Annotated in this window: 18 protein-coding genes; 14 read left to right on the plus strand and 4 right to left on the minus strand. The window is 68.9% G+C overall.

The genetic code is table 11. The annotated features are described in order from the left end of the window. Positions 1 to 21 precede the first annotated feature (21 nt). The 10 genes from tig (at position 22) to FQ142_RS07015 (ending at position 9,843) form a co-directional block, all read left to right on the plus strand. Positions 22 to 1,551, plus strand: coding sequence for a trigger factor (gene tig, locus FQ142_RS06970; RefSeq protein WP_149422777.1), 1,530 nt, complete (start codon positions 22 to 24; stop codon positions 1,549 to 1,551). Positions 1,552 to 1,632: 81 nt separating this feature from the next. After that, positions 1,633 to 2,130, plus strand: coding sequence for a tetratricopeptide repeat protein (locus FQ142_RS06975; RefSeq protein ID WP_149422778.1), 498 nt, complete (start codon positions 1,633 to 1,635; stop codon positions 2,128 to 2,130). A gap of 81 nt (positions 2,131 to 2,211) precedes the next feature. Continuing rightward, positions 2,212 to 2,808 (plus strand): ATP-dependent Clp protease proteolytic subunit, encoded by a 597-nt coding sequence (locus tag FQ142_RS06980; protein ID WP_056418418.1) that lies wholly within the window; start codon positions 2,212 to 2,214, stop codon positions 2,806 to 2,808. Between the two features lie 20 nt (positions 2,809 to 2,828). Further along, positions 2,829 to 3,470, plus strand: coding sequence for an ATP-dependent Clp protease proteolytic subunit (locus tag FQ142_RS06985; RefSeq protein WP_045253790.1), 642 nt, complete (start codon positions 2,829 to 2,831; stop codon positions 3,468 to 3,470). 165 nt (positions 3,471 to 3,635) lie between these two features. Beyond that, positions 3,636 to 4,571: a sugar-binding transcriptional regulator gene (locus FQ142_RS06990; RefSeq protein ID WP_056418415.1), complete on the plus strand. Its 936-nt coding sequence runs from the start codon at positions 3,636 to 3,638 to the stop codon at positions 4,569 to 4,571. Further along, a complete protein-coding gene (gene deoC / locus FQ142_RS06995; protein WP_115760490.1) occupies positions 4,568 to 5,569 on the plus strand; it encodes a deoxyribose-phosphate aldolase in 1,002 nt (333 codons plus the stop codon). Before FQ142_RS06990 ends, deoC begins: the two co-directional genes overlap by 4 nt. A gap of 10 nt (positions 5,570 to 5,579) precedes the next feature. Next, complete coding sequence (locus FQ142_RS07000; RefSeq protein WP_056418412.1) at positions 5,580 to 7,022, plus strand: aldehyde dehydrogenase family protein; 1,443 nt, start codon at positions 5,580 to 5,582, stop codon at positions 7,020 to 7,022. Beyond that, positions 7,019 to 7,870, plus strand: a complete 852-nt coding sequence (locus tag FQ142_RS07005; RefSeq protein ID WP_056418410.1) for an aldehyde dehydrogenase family protein — start codon at positions 7,019 to 7,021, stop codon at positions 7,868 to 7,870. The genes FQ142_RS07000 and FQ142_RS07005 overlap by 4 nt, the downstream gene beginning before the upstream one ends. A gap of 171 nt (positions 7,871 to 8,041) precedes the next feature. Beyond that, positions 8,042 to 9,310, plus strand: coding sequence for an ATP-dependent Clp protease ATP-binding subunit ClpX (gene clpX, locus FQ142_RS07010; RefSeq protein WP_149422779.1), 1,269 nt, complete (start codon positions 8,042 to 8,044; stop codon positions 9,308 to 9,310). After that, positions 9,307 to 9,843, plus strand: coding sequence for an NUDIX hydrolase (locus tag FQ142_RS07015; protein WP_082539396.1), 537 nt, complete (start codon positions 9,307 to 9,309; stop codon positions 9,841 to 9,843). Before clpX ends, FQ142_RS07015 begins: the two co-directional genes overlap by 4 nt. A 56-nt stretch (positions 9,844 to 9,899) precedes the next feature. Here FQ142_RS07015 and FQ142_RS07020 read toward each other — a convergent pair whose 3' ends face one another. The 3 genes from FQ142_RS07020 to valS all read right to left on the minus strand — a co-directional run bounded on the left by FQ142_RS07020 (position 9,900) and on the right by valS (position 14,877). Further along, positions 9,900 to 11,948 (minus strand): M3 family metallopeptidase, encoded by a 2,049-nt coding sequence (locus FQ142_RS07020; protein ID WP_149422780.1) that lies wholly within the window; start codon positions 11,946 to 11,948, stop codon positions 9,900 to 9,902. A gap of 119 nt (positions 11,949 to 12,067) precedes the next feature. Continuing rightward, positions 12,068 to 12,283, minus strand: a complete 216-nt coding sequence (locus FQ142_RS07025; protein ID WP_056418402.1) for a hypothetical protein — start codon at positions 12,281 to 12,283, stop codon at positions 12,068 to 12,070. After that, a complete protein-coding gene (valS, locus tag FQ142_RS07030; RefSeq protein ID WP_149422781.1) occupies positions 12,283 to 14,877 on the minus strand; it encodes a valine--tRNA ligase in 2,595 nt (864 codons plus the stop codon). Before valS ends, FQ142_RS07025 begins: the two co-directional genes overlap by 1 nt. 214 nt (positions 14,878 to 15,091) lie before the next feature. Here valS and FQ142_RS07035 point away from each other — a divergent pair, with 214 nt between their 5' ends. The 4 genes from FQ142_RS07035 to FQ142_RS07050 all read left to right on the plus strand — a co-directional run bounded on the left by FQ142_RS07035 (position 15,092) and on the right by FQ142_RS07050 (position 20,052). Beyond that, positions 15,092 to 16,702 (plus strand): ABC transporter substrate-binding protein, encoded by a 1,611-nt coding sequence (locus FQ142_RS07035; protein ID WP_149422782.1) that lies wholly within the window; start codon positions 15,092 to 15,094, stop codon positions 16,700 to 16,702. A 94-nt stretch (positions 16,703 to 16,796) separates the two neighbouring features. Continuing rightward, positions 16,797 to 17,738, plus strand: a complete 942-nt coding sequence (locus FQ142_RS07040; RefSeq protein WP_149422783.1) for an ABC transporter permease — start codon at positions 16,797 to 16,799, stop codon at positions 17,736 to 17,738. Then, positions 17,735 to 18,547, plus strand: a complete 813-nt coding sequence (locus FQ142_RS07045; RefSeq protein WP_149422784.1) for an ABC transporter permease — start codon at positions 17,735 to 17,737, stop codon at positions 18,545 to 18,547. The genes FQ142_RS07040 and FQ142_RS07045 overlap by 4 nt, the downstream gene beginning before the upstream one ends. After that, the gene (locus FQ142_RS07050; RefSeq protein WP_149422785.1) at positions 18,544 to 20,052 is read left to right on the plus strand and encodes an ATP-binding cassette domain-containing protein; all 1,509 of its coding nucleotides are present in this window, start codon (positions 18,544 to 18,546) and stop codon (positions 20,050 to 20,052) included. The genes FQ142_RS07045 and FQ142_RS07050 overlap by 4 nt, the downstream gene beginning before the upstream one ends. Here the strand turns inward: FQ142_RS07050 and FQ142_RS07055 are convergent. Beyond that, complete coding sequence (locus FQ142_RS07055) at positions 20,042 to 20,692, minus strand: pentapeptide repeat-containing protein (RefSeq protein WP_149422786.1); 651 nt, start codon at positions 20,690 to 20,692, stop codon at positions 20,042 to 20,044. The two genes, FQ142_RS07050 and FQ142_RS07055, sit on opposite strands and share 11 nt — an antisense overlap. Positions 20,693 to 20,908 lie beyond the last annotated feature (216 nt).

The following is a 20,908-nucleotide window of genomic DNA, read 5'->3' on the forward strand; positions in this document are numbered from 1 at the left end:
TCACAAGGAGAGCACACCAGAATGGCGAACAGCACCGTCGAGAAGCTGACCCCGACCCGGGTCAAGCTCAGCATCACGGTCACCCCCGACGACCTCAAGCCCAGCATCGCGCACGCGTACGAGCACATCGCTCAGGACGTCCAGATCCCCGGCTTCCGCAAGGGCAAGGTCCCGGCTCCGATCATCGACCAGCGCATCGGGCGCGGCGCGGTCATCGAGCACGCGGTCAACGAGGGACTCGACAAGTTCTTCCGCGAGGCGACCGTCGAGCACAAGCTCCGTGTCGTCGGCCGTCCGGCCGCCGACATCACGCAGTGGCCGAACGAGAAGGACTTCTCGGGCGACCTGCTCGTGGACATCGAGGTCGACGTGCGTCCGGAGATCGAGATCCCCGCGTACGACGGCATCACCCTGACCGTCGACGCGATCGAGGCCGATGAGGCCGCGATCGATGCAGAGGTCGAGAACCTCCGTGCGCGCTTCGGCACGCTCGTTCCCGTCGACCGCCCGGCAGCCAAGGGTGACTTCGTCGAGCTCGACCTCGTCGCCACCATCGACGGCGCCGAGATCGACCGCGCCGAGGGCGTGTCCTACGAGGTCGGCTCGGGCGAGCTGCTCGAGGGCATCGACGATGCGATCGAGTCGCTCACCGCCGGTGAGGACACGACTTTCCGCTCGGCACTCGTCGGCGGCGACCACGCCGGTTCCGAGGCCGAGGTCTCGGTGTCGGTCAAGGCCGTCAAGGAGCGCGAGCTCCCCGAGGCCGACGACGACTTCGCGCAGATCGCCAGCGAGTTCGACACGATCGCCGAGCTCCGCGCGAGCCTCGTCGAGCGCGTGTCACAGCAGGGCGTCTTCACCCAGGGCTCCGCGGCGCGCGACAAGCTCGTCGAGACGCTGCTCGAGCAGATCGACATCCCGGTGCCGCCGAAGCTCATCGAGGACGAGGTGCACAACCACCTCGAGGGCGAGAGCCGTCTCGAGGACGACGTGCACCGTGCCGAGGTGACCGAGGCCAGCGAGAAGCAGTTCCGCACGCAGGTGCTCCTCGACACGATCGCCGAGCAGGCCGACGTGCAGGTCTCGCAGGAGGAGCTCTCGCAGTACCTCATCCAGTCCGCGTCGCAGTACGGCATGGCTCCGCAGGAGTTCGTCGAGGCGCTGCAGTCGTCGAACCAGCTCCCGGCGCTCGTCGGCGAGGTGGCCCGTAACAAGGCGCTCGCGATCGCGCTCGGCAAGGTCAAGGTCGTCGACACCAACGGCAAGCCCGTCGACCTGTCCGACTTCGTCGTGACCGACGACGAGGCAGCGGACGAGTCCGAGGCTGCGGCTGAGGAGAAGCCCGCCGCCAAGAAGGCTGCTGCGAAGAAGGCCCCTGCGAAGAAGGCTGACGACGCCGAGGCGGCTGAGAAGCCCGCCGCGAAGAAGCCTGCCGCGAAGAAGGCCCCTGCGAAGAAGGCCGATGACGCCGAGGCGGCTGAGAAGCCCGCCGCGAAGAAGCCCGCCGCCAAAAAGGCTCCGGCCAAGAAGGCAGCCGACAAGGCTGAGTGATCGAACACGATCTCTGAGGGAGGGGCGGATGCTGCGGCATCCGCCCCTTTCTCGTCGCACGACACACCGAAGGAGCACGGCATGGAGAAGAGCTGGGACGAACGGATCGACGAGGTGTGGGCCGACGCCTCCGGGGATGAGGTCGGGGACGACACGATCTCACGCATCGATGCCCTCGCGGCGGAACGCGGCACGGATGATGCGCGCGCGGAGTTCGAACGCGCCGGTGCCCGCGACTCCGCCGGCCGCCCCGCCGAGGCCGTCGAGCTGTACCGGCGTGCGCTGGCACTGGGGCTCGACGAGGAGCACCGCCCGCAGTGCGTCATCCAGCTGGCGAGTTCGCTGCGCAACCTCGGCGAGTACGACGACGCTCTCGCCGTCATCCGCGCCGAGGAGGAGCTCTCTGCGGACGGCCCGTATCGGGACGCGGTGGCGACCGTGCACGCGCTGATCCTGGCGAGTGCGGGTCGTCCCGCGCAGGGTCTTTCGGTGGCCCTGCTCGCGCTGGTCCCGCATCTCCCGCGCTACCACCGCTCGATGACCGCGTACGCCCACGAGATCGCCGAGCTCGACGGCTGATATGCCGACGGCGAACACGGCCTGGGCGCTGCGTCGTCGCCGGTAGATTCGAATCACTGAAACACGGAATCAGGAGCTGACATGGCTGCAGAACCCCTCCTCGCTACGAGCGTCTTCGACAGACTGTTGAAGGACCGCATCATCTGGCTGGGATCGGAGGTGCGCGACGAGAACGCCAATGAGATCTGCGCGAAGATCCTCCTTCTCGCCGCGGAAGACTCCGACAAGGACATCTACCTCTACATCAACTCGCCCGGTGGGTCGATCACCGCCGGCATGGCGATCTACGACACGATGCAGTTCGTCCCGAACGACATCGTCACGGTCGGCATCGGCATGGCGGCGTCCATGGGACAGCTGCTGCTGACCGCGGGCACCAAGGGCAAGCGATACATCACCCCGAACGCCCGCGTGCTGCTGCACCAGCCGCACGGTGGCTTCGGCGGAACGTCGAGTGACATCCAGACGCAGGCCCAGCTGATCACGTCGATGAAGAACCGCCTCGCCGAGATCACCGCGGCGCAGACCGGCAAGTCGGTCGAGCAGATCAACGCCGACGGTGACCGCGACCGCTGGTTCACCGCCGACGAGGCGCTGGAGTACGGCTTCGTCGACCACATCCGCGACTCGGCCACCGACGTCATCGGCGGCGGCGGAACCGACCAGGACATCAAGTAACGGAAAGCGAAAGGACTCTCATGTACTCACCCACCTTCCGCTCTGCCGGCGATCTGCCTTCCAGCCGCTACGTGCTTCCTCAGTTCGAGGAGCGCACGGCCTACGGCTTCAAGCGTCAGGACCCCTACAACAAGCTGTTCGAAGATCGCGTGATCTTCCTCGGCGTGCAGGTCGACGACGCATCGGCCGACGACGTGATGGCCCAGCTGCTCGTTCTCGAGAGCCAGGACTCCGAGCGTGACATCACGATGTACATCAACTCGCCCGGTGGTTCGTTCACCGCGATGACCGCGATCTACGACACGATGCAGTACGTCGCGCCGCAGATCCAGACGGTCGTACTCGGCCAGGCGGCGTCGGCCGCCTCGGTGCTTCTCGCGGGTGGTCACCCCGGCAAGCGTCTCGCACTGCCCAACGCCCGCGTGCTCATGCACCAGCCGGCGATGGGCGAGGCCGGGCACGGTCAGGCCTCCGACATCGAGATCCAGGCCGCGGAGATCCTCCGGATGCGCACCTGGCTCGAGGAGACCATGGCTCGCCACACCGGCAAGCCCGTCGAGCAGGTCAACCGCGACATCGATCGCGACAAGATCCTCTCGGCCGCCGAGGCGCTCGACTACGGCATCGTCGACCAGGTGCTCACCTCGCGCAAGCGCGCCTGATCACTGCGATCGGACAGGGACGTCGGCCTTCGGGCCGGCGTCCCTTCGTCGTATCCGGCCTCCGGCTCGACGGATGCGCGCGCCGACCGACGGTCTTTGCTCATGTGAGCAGGAGGGTGCGCGAACGGTGTTCCGGTCTTAGACTGAAGCAGGAAGGAGGATGCCGTGGAAGACGAACTGACCATGGTCCGCGTCGCAGAGCTCTATTACGACGAGGACAAGACGCAGGACGAGATCGGCGCCCTCCTCGGCCTCTCGCGGTGGAAGGTGGGCCGCCTGCTCACCCAGGCTCGCGAGCGCGGCATCGTCCGCATCGAGATCGTGCATCCCCGCGCCCGGCGGCTCGGACTCGAGCGTCAGCTCGTCGAGCGACACGGGCTGGCTGCGGCCATCGTGGTGCCCGCGCCCGACGGCGATGACGGCACGCTCGAGAGGGTCGCCCAGGCCGCGGCCGACTTCCTCACCGCGATGCGCCCCGTTCCCCGCACGCTCGGCGTCAGCTGGGGACGCACGCTTCGTGCGGTCGCCGAAGCGCTGCCGGAAGGGTGGGCCACCGGGGTGACCGTCGTGCAGCTCAACGGAGGCGTGAGCCTCAACCGGCGCTCCGGCGGGGCTGCGGGCCTCGCCGTGACGATCGCCCAGCGCGCATCCGGACACGTCTCGCTGCTCCCGAGCCCCGCGATCCTCGAACGGGTCGAGACCAAGCAGGCCATCGAATCCGACCGCACCGTCGCGGCGGTTCTCGAGGAGGCCGCCGAGGCCCAGGCGTTCCTGTTCACCGCAGGGCCCTGCGACGCCACCTCCGCCCACGTCGAGAACGGCTACCTCACGGCATCCGACGTCGAGGAGCTCGCGCGCCGCGGCGCCGTGGGCGATGTGCTCGGGCGGTACATCGACGCCGACGGCAACGTCGTCGACCCGCAGCTCGACGCCCGCACGGTCGGTGTGGAGCTCAGCCGGCTCCGCGGCGCCGAGCGCTCGATCTTCGTCACCGCCGGTGACGCCAAGCACGACATCGCACGCACGGTCGTCTCCAGCGGCCTGTGCAGCGTCCTCGTGACCGATGAGACCACAGCACGAGCATTGTTGGAGGAACAGTGACGACCCAAGAACTCAGCCGCAGAGCGGCGGTGGACGTCCTCGGCGGTGAGCCGGACGACGCCACGCTCCGCAGATTCCTGCACGGCCTCCCCGGCGTCGACGCCGTGGGACTCGAGCAGCGCGCCGCGGGCCTCGGAACGCGGTCCATCAAGACCACCTCCAAGGCGTGGGCGCTGGACACGATCATCAAGCTGATCGACCTCACGACCCTCGAGGGCTCGGACACGCCGGGCAAGGTTCGCTCGCTGGTCGCCAAGGCGAAGAACCCGGATGCCGCGGATCCGTCGACCCCCAGGGTCGCCGCCGTGTGCGTGTACGGCGACATGGTGGGCGACGCCGTCGCAGCTCTCGGCGACCTGCATGGCGATCCCGACGACGGGCTGATCTCGGTGGCCGCCGTGGCCACGGCGTTCCCGAGCGGACGGTCGTCGCTGGCGATCAAGCTCGCGGACACCGCCGAAGCCGTGGCCGCCGGGGCGGACGAGATCGACATGGTGATCGATCGGGGTGCGTTCCTGTCGGGCCGCTACGGTCTCGTCTACGACCAGATCGCACAGGTCAAGGAGGCGTGCCGCCGGGCCGACGGCTCCTACGCCTCGCTCAAGGTCATCCTCGAGACGGGCGAGCTCAACACGTACGACAACATCAAGCGGGCATCGTGGCTCGGCATCCTGGCCGGTGGGGACTTCATCAAGACGTCGACCGGCAAGGTGCAGCCCGCCGCCACTCTTCCCACCACGCTGCTCATGCTCGAGACCGTGCGCGACTGGCATCGCGGCACGGGGGAGCGCATCGGGGTCAAGCCCGCCGGCGGGATCCGTGCCTCGAAGGACGCGGTGAAGTATCTCGTCACCGTCGCCGAGACCGTGGGCGAGGAGTGGCTCCAGCCGCACCTGTTCCGCTTCGGCGCCTCCAGCCTTCTGAACGACGTACTGCTGCAGCGCCAGAAGCTCACCACCGGACACTACTCCGGCCCCGACTACGTCACGATCGACTAGGAACCCTCATATGTCATTCCTGGAATACGCTCCGGCACCGGAGTCGAAGTCAGTCCTGAACCTCAAAGACAGCTACGGGCTGTTCATCGACGGCGAGTTCGTCGACGGCTCGGGCTCGAGCTTCACCACCATCTCACCCGCCGACGAGAGCCGCATCGCGGAGATCGCCTCGGCCTCCGATGAGGACGTCGACCGCGCCGTGGCCGCCGCCCGTCGTGCATACGACAGGACCTGGTCGAAGATGAGCGGTCGCGATCGGGGCAAGTACCTGTTCCGCATCGCCCGTCTCGTGCAGGAGCGCGCTCGCGAGCTCGCGGTCGCCGAGAGCCTCGACAACGGCAAGCCGATCAAGGAGAGCCGCGACGTCGACGTGCCCCTCGTCGCATCGTGGTTCTTCTACTACGCGGGCTGGGCGGACAAGCTCGACCACGCGGGCCTCGGTGCGGACCCCCGTGCGCTCGGCGTCGCGGGGCAGATCATCCCGTGGAACTTCCCGCTGCTGATGCTGGCGTGGAAGGTCGCCCCCGCTCTCGCGGCCGGCAACACGGTCGTGCTCAAGCCCGCCGAGACGACGCCGCTCACCGCGCTCATCTTCGCGGAGATCCTGCAGCAGGCGGACCTGCCGGCGGGTGTGGTCAACATCATCACGGGCGCCGGTGCCACGGGCGCCACTCTCGTGCGCCACCCGGATGTCGACAAGGTCGCGTTCACCGGCTCGACCGGAGTGGGCCGTGACATCGCGCGGGCCGTCGCGGGAACGAACAAGAAACTCACGCTCGAGCTCGGTGGCAAGGCCGCGAACATCGTGTTCGACGACGCGCCCATCGACCAGGCGGTCGAGGGCATCGTCAACGGCATCTTCTTCAACCAGGGGCATGTCTGCTGCGCCGGAAGCCGTCTGCTCGTGCAGGAGTCGATCCACGACGAGGTCATCGATCGGCTGAAGAACCGCCTCTCGACGCTGCGTCTCGGCGACCCGCTCGACAAGAACACCGACATCGGCGCGATCAACTCGGCGGCGCAGCTCGCCCGCATCCGCGAGCTCAGCGACATCGGCGAGGCCGAGGGCGCGGAGCGCTGGACGGCGGACTGCGCGATTCCTGACAAGGGGTTCTGGTTCGCTCCGACGATCTTCACCGGTGTCGAGGCCTCGCACCGGATCGCCCGCGACGAGGTGTTCGGCCCCGTGCTGTCGGTGCTGACCTTCCGCACCCCCGCGGAGGCGATCGCGAAGGCCAACAACACGCCGTACGGCCTGTCGGCGGGCATCTGGTCGGACAAGGGCTCGCGCATCCTCGCGGTCGCCGACCGCCTGCGCGCGGGCGTGATCTGGGCCAACACGTTCAACCGATTCGACCCGTCGAGCCCGTTCGGCGGCTACAAGGAGTCCGGATACGGCCGCGAGGGCGGACGACAGGGCCTCACCGCCTACCTGAAGGGATCCGCAGCATGAGCAAGCGACTCAGTGTTCCGAAGACTTACAAGCTCGCCATCGGCGGAGCCTTCCCGCGCAGCGAGTCGGGGCGCACCTATGAGGTGCTCTCTGCCAAGGGCGCGTTCCTCGCGAACGCCGCCCAGGGGTCCCGCAAGGATGCGCGCGACGCGGTCGTCGCCGCCCGCTCCGCGGTCAAGGGCTGGTCGGGAGCGACCGCCTATAACCGCGGACAGGTGCTCTACCGGGTCGCCGAGGTGCTCGAGGGTCGCCGCGCGCAGTTCATCGACGAGATCACCGCGCAGGAGGGGGTGTCGGCATCGGCCGCCGCCGCCCAGGTCGACGAGGCGATCGACCTCTGGGTCTGGTACGCCGGGTGGTGCGACAAGTACGCGCAGGTCGCCGGCAACGCGAACCCCGTCTCCGGACCGTACTTCAACATCTCGGTCCCCGAGCCGACCGGCGTCGTCGCGATCGTGGCGCCGCAGGACTCGGCGCTCCTCGGACTCGTGTCGGTCGTCGCGCCCGCCCTCGTCGCGGGCAACACGGTCGTCGTGATCGCGAGCGAGCGGCATCCGCTCTCCGCGATCAGCCTCGCGGAGGTGCTCGCGACGAGCGACGTGCCCGGGGGAGTGGTGAACGTGCTCACGGGCTCTCCCGCCGAGATGGCGCCGTGGCTCGCCTCGCACCAGGACGTGAACGCTCTCGACCTGGCCGGGGCCGGTGATCTCGACTGGATCGACATGCAGATCGCCGCCGCCGAGACGCTGACGCGCGTCCTCACCCCCGGGCCGGTGACCGCATCGCCCGAGCGGATCGGCGCGTTCACCGAGATGAAGACGGTCTGGCACACCAAGAGCATGGTCTGAGCCGACCGACAGCAGGGCCCGTCCCGCAGATCCTGCGCGACGGGCCTTCGTCGTCCCGGTGGCGATGTCGATACGGACTCGAGATCTGCGCCGACGCTCCAATGCGTCCCGGTGTCGGGTGCACCGGTTAGGCTCAGTAGACGATCTCTGGATCCCCCTAGGAGGACGCGCATGGCCCGTATCGGTGAAAGCGCTGACCTGTTCAAGTGCTCATTCTGCGGAAAGAGTCAGAAGCAGGTGCAGCAGCTCATCGCTGGCCCCGGTGTGTACATCTGCGACGAGTGCGTCGAGCTGTGCAACGAGATCATCGAGGAGCGGATGGCGGAGTCCTCCGCCGAGGGCACGGCGGACTTCGAACTCCCCAAGCCCCGCGAGATATTCTCCTTCCTCGAGGAGTACGTGGTCGGTCAGGAGCCCGCGAAGAAGGCCCTGTCGGTCGCCGTCTACAACCACTACAAGCGCATCCGTGCCCACGGCACGCTGCAGTCGGCCGAGCAGAAGGCCGAGAGCATCGAGATCGCGAAGAGCAACATCCTGCTCATCGGCCCCACCGGCTGCGGCAAGACCTACCTCGCCCAGACCCTCGCCAAGCGGCTGAACGTGCCGTTCGCGGTCGCCGATGCCACCGCACTCACCGAGGCCGGCTACGTCGGTGAAGATGTCGAGAACATCCTGCTCAAGCTGATCCAGGCGGCGGATTACGACGTCAAGCGCGCCGAGCAGGGCATCATCTACATCGACGAGGTCGACAAGATCGCCCGCAAGGCGGAGAACCCCTCGATCACCCGTGACGTCTCGGGCGAGGGCGTGCAGCAGGCGCTGCTGAAGATCATCGAGGGCACGGTCGCCTCGGTGCCGCCGCAGGGTGGGCGCAAGCATCCGCACCAGGAGTTCTTGCAGATCGACACCTCGAACGTGCTCTTCATCGTCGCCGGTGCGTTCGCCGGCCTCGAGGACATCGTGTCGGCCCGCGTGGGCAAGCACGGCATCGGTTTCGGCGCCCCCCTGCACGACAAGGGCAAGGACCTCGATCTCTTCAGCGAGGTGCTGCCGGAGGACCTGCACAAGTTCGGTCTCATCCCGGAGTTCATCGGCCGCCTGCCCGTCGTCACCAACGTCTCGCCGCTCGACCAGGATGCACTGATCGACATCCTCACCGGACCCCGCAACGCTCTCGTCAAGCAGTATCAGCGCATGTTCGAGCTCGACGGCGTCGAGCTGGAGTTCGAGAAGGACGCACTGCGCTCCATCGCCGATCTGGCCGTCGAGCGCAAGACGGGCGCCCGCGGACTCCGAGCGATCCTCGAAGACGTGCTCGGTCCGATCATGTTCGAGATCCCGTCGGCCGAAGACGTCGCCAAGGTCATCGTGACCCGCGCCGCCGTCGACGAGGGTGCCCCTCCCACGATCGTGATGGAGCGCAAGCGCAAGAGCGCGTGAGCCGGCCTCCCGCTCCCTGGCGGGTGGTCGACAGCGAGACCGTCGTCGCCGACCGCTGGATCCGTGTGCGTGCGGACGACTGCCGCGATGCGGAGGATCGTCGGATCGCGCCCTATTACGTGCTCGAGTACGGGGACTGGATCTCGGTGCTCGCGCTGGATGTGCACGGCGACGCGATCGTCGTCGAGGAATACCGTCACGGAGCGGGGATCATCGCCGTGGGGACGATCGGGGGCGGCGTCGAAGCCGGCGAAACGCCGATCGAGGCGGCGGCCCGGGAGCTGCGCGAGGAGACGGGGTTCGCGGCGGACGAGATCGTCGGACTCGGGTCCACGTGGGCGAACTTCGGCAACCACACCAACCGCGTGCATCACTTCCTCGCGCGCGGGTGCGTCCGCGTCGCGGACCAGGCGCTCGACGACAGCGAGGCGATCGCCGTGCACATCGTGTCCGTCGACGGTCTCGGCGACCACCTCGCCCAGAGCTATCACCAGCTCACCTGGTACAAGGCGATGGAGCTGCTCGGCCGCTGAGCGCCGCGGCGGACGGGAACCCCGCGGCGGACGGGAACCCCGCCGCGGACGGACGGTCAGGCCTCCAGGCCCCGCCGCTTCAGCAGGGGCGCGATGTCCGCGGGACGGCCGCGGAAGTCGTGGTATGCCGCGAGCGGGTCCTTCGACCCGCCGACACCGAGGAGGCGCGCACGGAACCGGTCGCCGTTGTCGCGCGTGAGCCCGCCGTTCTCGCGGAACCAGTCGACGGTGTCGGCGTCCAGCACCTCGCTCCAGATGTAGGAGTAGTACCCGGCGCTGTATCCGCCCGAGAACACGTGCGCGAAGTAGGTCGACGAGTAGCGGGTCGGCACGACCGGGTTGTCGAGACCGATGTCCGCGAGGGCAGCGGCCTCGAACTCCGCGACGTCCGCGATGTCGGCATCCGCTCCGATCCGATGCCATGCCTGATCGAGCCAGGCCGCGGCGAGGTACTCGCTGGTGGCATGGCCCTGATCGAAGGTCTCGGTGGCACGCAGGCGCTCCACGACGGCCGGATCGAGCGGCTCGCCGGTCACGTGATGACGCGCGTAGTTGTCGAGCACCTCCGGCCACAGGATCCACATCTCGTTCACCTGGCTGGGGAACTCGACGAAGTCCCGGAAGACGTTCGTGCCGGCGAAGTGCGGGTACGTCACCACCGCGAACAGGCCGTGCAGGGCATGCCCGAACTCATGGAACAGCGTGGTGACCTCGTCGAGTGTCAGCAGGGTCGGTTCTCCGTCGCCGGGGAGCGGGACGTTGAGGTTGTTGACCACGACCGGCGATGTGCCCCGGAGACGCGACTGGCTGACGATCGGGTTCATCCATGCGCCGCCGCGCTTCGAGTCGCGGGTGTAGAGGTCGAGCACGTACAGCCCGAGCTCGCTCCCGTCGGCGTTGCGCACCTCGAACACCCGGGCTCCGGGGTGGTACGCGACCAGGTCGTGCCGCTCGCCGAAGGTGACGCCGTAGAGGCGGGTGGCGGCGAAGAAGACGCCGTCCTGCAGCACGCGCTCGGCCTCGAACCACGGTCGCAGCGCACTCGTGTCGATGTCGTACCTCGCGGTGCGGACCTTCTCGGTGTAGAACGCCCAGTCGTGCGCCTCGACCGTGAAGGGGTCGGCCTCGGTCTCGTCGACGATCGTCTGCAACTCCACCTGCTCTGCGCGCGCGTTGCGGGCGGAGGGTGCGGCGAGCGCACGGAGCATGTCCTCGACGGCATCCGGTGTTCCGGCGGTCTCATCGGCGGTGACGTATGCCGCGTGCGAGGAGAACCCGAGCAGAGCGGCGCGCTCGGCGCGGAGGCGCACGATCTCACGCAGCACGGGGCGGTTGTCGTGAGCGTTGTCACGTGAGCCTCGGGCGCGTGAGGCGTCGAGTATGCGCCGCCGTGCCGTGCGATCGTGCAGCTGGGCCAGGTACGGGTGCCCGGTGAACAGCGGCAGCGCGATGAGGTATCCGTCGATGTCTCTGTCGGCGGCGGCTCGACGGGCGGCCGAGAGCTCTCCGGAGCTGAGACCGGCGAGCTCGTCGGCCGAGTCGAAGACGACAGCCAGATCGTTGGTGTCGTTCAGCAGATTGCGCTCGAAGGTGTTGTTGAGGGTCGACAGCTGCTGGTTCAGTGCCGTGAGGCGTGCCTTGTGCTCATCGTCGAGCGCCGCCCCCGCGAGCGTCATCTCCCGGTGATGGCGTTCGACGAGATACCGCTGCTCCTCATCGAGCTCGAGCCGATCGAGCTGCGCGTGCACCTGCTGCACGCGCCAGTAGAGGGCGGAGTCGAGGGTGATCGCATCCTGATGCGCGGCCATCAGCGGTGCGAGCTTCTGATCGATGTCCTGGATCTCGGGCGTCGCGTCTGCCGACGTCACCGTGTAGAACGCATGCGCCACCCGGTCGAGCAGCTCGCCGGAGCGCTCGAGCGCCTCGATGGTGTTCTCGAAGGTCGGCATCGAGCGCACCATGGTGATCCGGGAGATCTCGGCGAGATGTTGTGAGAACGCCGCCTCGAACGCGGGCAGATAGTGCTCCGCGCGGATCGCGGCGAAGTCGGGCAGTCCGTAGGGGAGTGCGGACGGCTGGAGCAGAGGGTTCGAGTCGTCGGTCATCCATCGAGCCTAGCCACGACCGGGCGACCTCGGTGCGCGGCGACGACACCGACAAAGGCGCGGAGCGACGACGCCCCCGCCGCCGGAGGCGTGCAGGGGGCGTCGTCCGTGCGGTGCGCTCAGTCCTCGAAGGGGCGGGCGATGACCTCGCCGGATGCCGTCTGCACGACCTCCCAGCCCGAGTCGAGCTCGGCGAGGGCGCGGCCTTCGAGCCACGTCAGCGTCCAGTGTCCGGAGAGTCCGCGGGATTCGACCTCCGCGATCGCGGGACGCAGTGAGGCGGGGACGGATGCGGGGGCCTCGGAGCCCGCCGCCCATCGCGTGCCCAGCTGCATCAGGCGCCCTCGACCGGGGCGAGCTCGATCGCGGTGACCGCGAACACGTCGCCCACGGCGAGCCCCAGCTCTGCGATGCGCCCGACGGCCGACAGGTCGGCGGCGGCGGCTCGCAGCGCCTCGTACTTCTCCGCCGGAGCCGTGATCATCGCACTCGCGACCGGAGTCTTCTGTGATGCCTTCGCCTCGGTCTTCGCGCGACGGATGCTGATCAGAGCCTCGCTGGCCACGGACAGCACCGCGGGGTCTCCCTCGATGCCGAGTGGCTCGGGCCACGACGCCGTGTGCACGGAGCCCTCCTCGAACCACGACCACACCTCTTCGGTCGCGAACGAGAGGATGGGAGCGAGCAGCCGCAGCAGGGTCGAGAGCGCGAGCCGCAGTGCGAGTGCCGCGGAAGCCTGCCCCACATCGTTCTGGTTGTAGGCGCGCTCCTTGACGAGTTCGAGGTAGTCGTCGCAGAAGGTCCAGAAGAACGCTTCGGTGACCTCGAGCGCCTTCGCCTGGTCGTAGTTCTCGAACGCCTTCGTGGCCTCGGTGACCACGGTATCGAGTGCGGTCAGCATCGAGGCGTCGAGAGCATGTGTGACCTGCGCCCCCTCGGGCACGGGGAACGAGAGCACGAACTTCGCGGCGTTCAGCACCTTGATCGCGAGACGACGGCCGATCTTGACCTGGGTCGGGTTCTGCGGGTCGAAGGCGGCGTCCATGCCCAGGCGACTGGAGGCGGCCCAGTAGCGCACCGCATCCGATCCGTGGGTCTCGAGGATGTCCGCCGGCGTCACGACGTTGCCCTTCGACTTCGACATCTTCTTGCGGTCGGGGTCGACGATGAAGCCGGAGATCGCGGCGTTGCGCCACGGCGCGCGGCCGTCTTCCAGAGTCGAGCGCAGCATGGTCGAGAACAGCCAGGTGCGGATGATGTCCTGACCCTGCGGACGCAGGTCGAACGGGGCGGTGAGCTGCCACAGCTCCTCGTCACGCTGCCATCCGCCGGCGAGCTGAGGGGTGAGAGACGACGTCGCCCATGTGTCGAGGATGTCGGCCTCGGCCTCGAAGCCGCCCGCCGCTCCACGCTGATCCTCGGTGAAGCCCGCCGGTACGTCGGTGGTCGGGTCGATGGGCAGGGACGCGTGGTCGGGCGCGAGCACGCGGTCGTAGTCGCGGTCGCCGTTCTCGTCGAGTCCGTACCAGAGCGGGATCGGCACGCCGAAGAAGCGCTGCCGGGACACGAGCCAGTCGCCGGTCAGGCCGCCGACCCAGTTCTCGTAGCGCACGCGCATGAAGTCGGGATGGAACGCGACGTCCGTGCCGTGGCTGAGGAGCTGATCGCGCAGCTGCGTGTCCCTGGCGCCGTTGCGGATGTACCACTGGCGGGTCGAGACGATCTCGAGAGGGCGGTCGCCCTTCTCGAAGAACTTCACCGCGTGGGAGAACTGCTTTCCCACGGCGGTCATGTCGCCGGTCTCCTGCAGCTTCTCGACGATCGCCTTGCGCGCCGAGAACACGGTCTTGCCGGCGAGTTCCGCCGTGTACCAGTCGATGGCCTCGGCGTTCGCGACGATCGACGGCGCGGTGGGCAGGAAGCGTCCGTCCAGTCCGATGGTCGTCATGTTCGGCAGGTCTCCGCCGTCGACGGTGCGCAGTTCGCGCCACCAGATGATGTCGGTCACGTCGCCGAAGGTGCAGACCATGGCGGCGCCCGTGCCCTTGTCGGGCTGAGCGAGGTGGTGTCCGTGGATCTCGATCTCGGCGCCGAAGAACGGTGTGCGCACCTTCGTGCCGATCAGATGCTTGTGCGGTCCCTCGGGGTGCGTCACGATCGCGACGCATGCGGGGAGCAGCTCGGGGCGGGTGGTCTCGATCGTGATCGAGCCGGATCCGTCGGAGAAGGGGAAGTCGATCGTGTGATACGCGGCCTGCTGCTCGCGGTCCTCGAGCTCCGCCTGAGCGATGGCGGAGCGGAAGTCGATGTCCCACAGGGTCGGCGCGAGCGACTGGTACGCCTCGCCGCGCTCGAGGTTGCGCAGGAACGCGAGCTGGCTCTGACGGATCGTGTCGTCGGAGATCGTGCGGTAGGTCTGGCTCCAGTCGACCGAGAGGCCCAGCAGACGGAACAGCGCCTCGAACTGCTTCTCGTCCTCGAGCGTCAGACGCTCGCACAGCTCGATGAAGTTGCGGCGGCTGATCGGCACCTGGTCGGCGGCTCGGCTCGACTTGTTGTCGCCGCCCTCGAACGGCGGCGTGAAGTCGTTCTGATAGGGGAGCGTCGGATCGCAGCGCACCCCGTAGTAGTTCTGCACGCGGCGCTCGGTCGGCAGGCCGTTGTCGTCCCAGCCCATCGGGTAGAACACGTTCTTGCCGCGCATGCGCTCGAAGCGCGCCTTGACGTCGGTGTGGGTGTACGAGAACACGTGGCCGATGTGCAGGCTGCCGGATGCCGTCGGCGGAGGGGTGTCGATCGAGTAGACGCCCTCACGACCGGACTGCGCGGCGCGGAGTCGATCGAACAGGTAGGTGCCCTGCGCCGACCACGACTCACCCCACTTCGCTTCGAGACCTTCGAGTACGGGCTTGTCGGGAATCACGGACATGGAGGTCTCCTCGAGCGATGTGTGCGGCACTGTGTGAGCGTGCCTGAGTGTGGGTTGTGCCCCACAGTCTAATCGCCCCGGTCCCGGCGAGCCGTCGCGGCAGCCGCCCACAGGCGCCACGACGCCCGGGGGTGCCTGCAGGATCTACAATTGCATCGAGTCCAAGAACTGATGCATCCGCGTCATCTCCCCGCATTCCCTCCCGAGGAACAGCATGCCCCACTCTCTTCTGCGCCGCGCGATCCCGCTCGGCGCCGCCATCGCCGCGAGCGCCCTCCTGCTGAGTGCCTGTGCGGCACCCGCATCCGACGCGGACGGGGGCGAGCTCGTGTGGTCGATCGAGGGCGCGAACCTCGCGGCCGGGCACATGGACCCGCAGGTGAGCCAGCTCGACGTCTCGGGGATGGTGCAGCGTGCCGTGCTGGACTCCCTGGTCTTCCAGGAGGACGACGGTTCGTTCACCGCATGGCTGGCGAAGGACTGGAAGGTCTCGGACGACAGCACCGAGTACACGTTCATCCTCCGCGACGACGTCACCTTCACCGACGGCGAACCGTTCGACGCCGAGGCGGTCAAGGCGAACTTCGATCGCATCGTCGACCCCGAGACGGAGTCGGCGCAGGCGGCCAGCATGATGGGGGCGGATTTCTACGAGGGCACCGAGGTCGTCGACGAGCACACCGTGACGGTGCGCTTCAGCCAGCCGTACGCGCCGTTCCTGCAGGCCGCGAGCACCCCGCAGCTGGGGTTCTACTCTCCGGCGGTCCTCGCGGATTCCGCGGACCAGCTCAAGGCCGGCGGCCCTGGCATCACGGTGGGAACCGGGCCCTACGAGCTCACCGAGTACACGCCGGATCAGGAGATCGTCTACACCCGCAACGACGACTACGCCTGGGGTCCGCACGGCTCGAAGGCACCGGGCGTCGAGACGCTGCGCGTGGAGATCCAGCCCGAGGCGTCGGTGCGCACCGGTGTCATCGAGAGCGGAGAGGCCGACCTCGCCAGCAACATCCCGCCGAACCTCGCGAGCGGCCTGGGAGACGGCATCACGGTGGATTCCGTCGAATACCCGGGTCTGCCGTACTCGCTGTACCTCAATGAGAAGTACGGCGTGTTCGCCGACGAGAAGGTGCGTCAGGCGTTCGCTCGCGGCATCGACGTCGACGCGGCCGTCGAGGAGATCTTCTTCGGTCAGTTCCCTCGCGCGTGGAGCGTCCTCGGGTCCACCACCCCCGGCTATGACGCGGCGCTCGAGGGCGAGCACCCGTTCGACCCCGAGGCGGCGGGCGCGCTCCTCGACGAGGCCGGCTGGACGGCGCGCGACAGCGACGGCATCCGCATGAAGGACGGCCAGCGGCTGTCCGTGCGATGGATCGCGTGGACGCCCGTGCCGGACGACCGGAAGGCTCTCGCGAACGCGATCCAGTCCGACCTCAAGAAGATCGGTTTCGAGGTCGTGCGCGAAGAGCTCGACCCCGGCGCGTACAACGAGCAGTACGAGCCCAAGACCTTCGACCTCACCGACTGGGGCTTCTCGGGCGTCGATCCCGACTTCCTGCGCGCGCATCTGCACACGGACGGGTTCCAGAACGCGTCGCAGGTCACCGATCCGAGTGTGGACGCCCTGCTCGATCAGGCGGTCGCGTCCAGCGATCAGACGGTCCGCGACGACATCTACACGCAGCTGCAGGAGTGGAATGCCGAGTACACGGCGATCGTCCCTCTCTACAGTCCCTCCGCCATCACGGCCGTGGGCGAGCGTGTCGGCGGCCTGACATACGACCTGTACGGGCGCCCCCTGTTCTACGACGTCAGCGTGGGCTGACCGCCGGAACCCCGGGCCCCTGTGACGCTGCGGTATCGTTCGTGAGCGAGCGCGCGCGCAGGGGTGCTCGGAGATCGTCGAGAGGGCGCGAACGGTGAAGACGGCGCTCGTGAGGATCGCGGGGCTCGCAGGCACGGTCGTGATCGTGCTGTGGGGTGCCGCCACGCTGGTCTTCCTCGCATTCCGGGTCATCCCCGGTGACCCCGTGTCGGTGATGCTCGGGCCCCAGGCCCAGGTCAGCGACGCCGTGAAGGACGGCATCCGCGCGGAACTCGGTCTCGATCGTCCGCCGGTGGAGCAGTACCTCTCGTTCATCTCCCAGCTCGCCCGTGGCGACCTCGGCGAGTCCTACCAGCTGCGGATGCCGGTGACGGAGGTCATCGGTCGCCAGCTCGGGGCGACGCTGCAGCTCTCGGCGCTGGCCCTCGTGATCGCCGTGGTGCTGGCGCTCGCCGTGGCGCTGTTCGTGAGGGGGCACCTGGGGCGCGCCGTCGCGGCGGGGATCGAGCTGGTGATCCTGTCCTCACCGGTGTTCTGGATCGGTCTCCTGCTGCTCAGCGTCTTCGCGTTCGGGCTGGGGTGGTTCCCCGTCTCCGGGGCACGCAATCCGGCGACCATCGTGCTGCCGGCGGTCACCCTCGCGCTGCCCGTCGCCGCGCTGCTCAGCCAGGTGCTGCGCGACGGACTGATCCAGGCGGAGCGGATGCCGTTCGCCGACACCGTGCGGGCGCGCGGCGCCGGCGGTTCGTGGTTCACGCTGCGTCACGGGCTCCGACACGGCGCGGCGAACGCGATGACACTCGCGGCCTACCTGACCGGATCCGTGCTGGGCGGAGCCGTGCTGGTCGAGACGGTGTTCGCGCGTTCGGGGCTCGGCCGTGTCACGCTCGCCGCCATCAGCAATCGCGACCTCCCGGTGATCACGGGCATCATCCTGTTCAGTGCGATCGTCTTCGTCATCGTCAACCTCGTGGTCGAGGTGCTGCATCCGCTGCTCGACCCGCGGCTGCGAACCGCACGGGGGAGGCCCCGATGACCCGCGTGCAGACGGCGCTGGTGTGGGCGGCCTCGGCGGTGCTGCTGGTGATCGCCTTCGCCGCCGTCTTCCCCGGGGTGCTCGCCACGCACGATCCGCTGCAGACGGAGGTGCGGGCCGCCATGCTCGCCCCGAGCCCCGCCCATCTGCTGGGCACCGACCAGAGCGGACGCGACGTGTACTCGCGCCTCGTGTACGGGACGGGGCGCTCGGTGGGCATCGGCCTGCTCGCGACGGGCATCGCCTTGGCGGTGGGGCTGCTCGTCGGCGCACTCGCCGGACTCGCTCCCCGCGCCGTCGATGCGGCGCTGATGCGTGTCAACGACGTGCTCATGGCGTTCCCCGAGTTCCTGGTGGCGCTCGTGGTCGTGGCGATCCTCGGACCGGGACCGGTCAACATCGCCATCGCGGTGACACTCGCGGCCGTGCCCGTGTACATCCGCCTCGCTCGCGTGCAGACGCGCACCCTCCGTCGCGCCGAGCATGTCGAGGCCGCGCGCATCCTCGGCGTCCCGCCGGCTGCGGCCTTCCTCCGGCACGTGATGCCCGGTGTGCTCGGGTCGCTGAGCGTGCTGGCCACGATCGGCATCGGCTCGAGCATCCTCGCCGCCGCCGGACTCAGCTTCCTCGGACTCGGACCGTCGGAGCCCACGCCCGAATGGGGTCTGATGCTCGCGGGCGGGCGGAACGTGCTCGGCCAGGCGTGGTGGATCGCGGTGTTCCCCGGCATCGCGATCACGCTCACCGTGATCTCGGCGACCGTGGTCGGCCGGGTGCTGCGAGCCCGCGCGGACGGACGTGCATCGTGACGGCCGCGCTCGAGCTGGAGGGGCTGCGCATCGACTTCGGCGGGTCTGCGGTCGTCGACGGGGTGTCGCTGACCGTGTCGCGCGGTGAATGCGCGGCGATCGTGGGAGAGTCCGGGGCCGGCAAGACGCTCACCGCCCGCGCCCTGCTCGGGCTCGCACCGACCGGGGCGACCGTGCGGGTGGACCGGCTCGTCGTGGACGGGACGGATGCCCGAGGCCTGGGCGAACGCGGGTGGCGGTCGCTTCGAGGGCGCCGCATCGGGCTGGTCTCCCAGGACGCCCTCGTCTCGCTGGATCCGCTGCAGCGCGTGGGCTCCGAGATCGCCGAGCCGCTGCGCATCCACCGGCTCGTCTCCGGGCGGTCTGCCCTGCAGTCCCGTGTGCAGGAGCTGCTGCACCGGGTCTGGATGCCCGACGGAGAGCGCCGCGCGCGGCAGTACCCCCACGAGCTCTCGGGCGGCCTTCGCCAGCGCGCCCTGATCGCCTCGGCGCTCGCCGCCGACCCCGCCGTGCTCGTCGCGGACGAGCCGACCACCGCGCTCGACGCCACCGTGCAGGCGCGCATCCTCGACCTGCTGCGGGAGATCGCCGATGCGGGCACCGCCGTGGTGTTCATCAGCCACGACATCGCCGCCGTGCGACGCATCGCCGATCGCGTGCTCGTGATGCGCGACGGGGAGGTGGTCGAATCGGGGACGACGCGCGACGTGCTCGAGGCGCCGCAGCACGACTACACCCGTCAGCTCCTCGCCGCGACCATGCATGAGCCGCGCGCCGCGGCCGAGGGCACAGCCGCTCCCGTCCTCGTCGCCGTCGAGGTCGCGAAGGACTTCGGCGAAATCTCCGCCGTGCGCGATGCGTCGTTCTCTGTGCCAGGTGGACGCACCCTCGGCGTCGTGGGCGAGTCCGGCTCGGGCAAGACGACCCTGGCGCGCATGATCGTGGGAATCGAGGCCCCCGACGGGGGATCCCTGCGATGGATCGGCGACCGTCGGGTGCAGCTCGTGCATCAGAATCCCCTCGGTGCCTTCGACCCGCGGTGGACGATCGCACGCTCGCTCCGCGAGGCGCTCGCCGCCGGCGGGGTACCGCGCGCTCAGCGGGGAGCGCGGGTGACAGAGCTGCTCGCCGAAGTCGGTCTCGATCCGTCCCTCGCCGCCCGCCGACCGATCGCGCTCTCGGGCGGACAGCGCCAGCGTGCGGCGATCGCCCGCGCGCTCGCCGCGGATCCCGACGTGCTGGTGCTCGACGAGCCGGTCTCCGCCCTCGACCCCTCGGTGCGGGAGCGGGTGCTGCAGTTGCTGCGTCGACTGCAGCGAGAGCGTCGGCTCACGATGGTCTTCGTCTCGCACGACCTCGACGTCGTCGGTGCCATGGCCGACGAGGTGCTGGTGATGCAGGAGGGAGTCATCGTCGAACAGGGGCTGATCGCCGACGTGTTCGCCGCGCCGCAGCATCCGTTCACGCGCGAGCTGCTGGAGGCGAGCGGCTCGGTCAGTCCTTGACCTGGATGCCGATGCCCGCTGCCAGCAGAGGGGCGAGCTGCTGGACCTGGAAGCCGCTCAACGTGGTGCCGCGGAGACTGTTCGCATCGAGGAAGGCGCCCGCATCGAGCCCGCGCAGATCCGTGTGGGTCGCCCGCATGCCCCGAGGGTCGACCTCATCGGAACGGGTGTCGGTGAAGCGCACGCGGGTCAGTTCGGCCTGGGGCATGTCGACGGTGCGGATGTCGCATCGTTCGATCTCGACGTCGGTGGCCTTGGCACCGCCGAGGTTCAGGTAGTCGATCCGCACTTGGCCGAGCAGCAGTTCGTCGATGCGGGCGCCGCTCAGATCGAGGGTGCCGATGCGCCCGCCGCCGATGCGCACCCGACGGATGCTCGCGTCGCGCATCCGCAGCGAGGCGATGCGCACGCCGCCGAGGTCGACGTCGATCAGCGTGGCGCCGGTCAGGTCGACGGCATCGGCATCTGCGGCGATCGTGCACTGCTCGAGCGAGGAGTGGGCGAGATCGACGGTGCCCGTGAGCTCGAGGCTCGCGGCGAGCAGGTCGGCGCCGCGTCGTGCGGATGCCGCATCGAGGTGCGGCGGGAGATCGGGCGGTGAGACGCGGGGAGTCGCGGGTGATTCGGGGGAGCGGGCCATGCCTCGAGAGTAGAGGGTGGGTGCGACAGCCGGGTCGCCCGCACGCGGGCGCCACCCCGGTCGCGGCCGCGCGTACAATGGAGGTACGAGCATGGATCCGGCCATCACCGGGGAGCTCTCGGAAGAACGGTCATCCCGCAGGGGAGGGCTCAGTAGAACCGAGCGGGGCAGGCCCGTCACAGCCGCAGTGAGAGTGGCCCCGCCGTGAGGCGCGGC

Source organism: Microbacterium sp. ANT_H45B (assembly GCF_008369345.1).
In the GTDB taxonomy this organism is placed as follows: Bacteria; Actinomycetota; Actinomycetes; order Actinomycetales; family Microbacteriaceae; genus Microbacterium.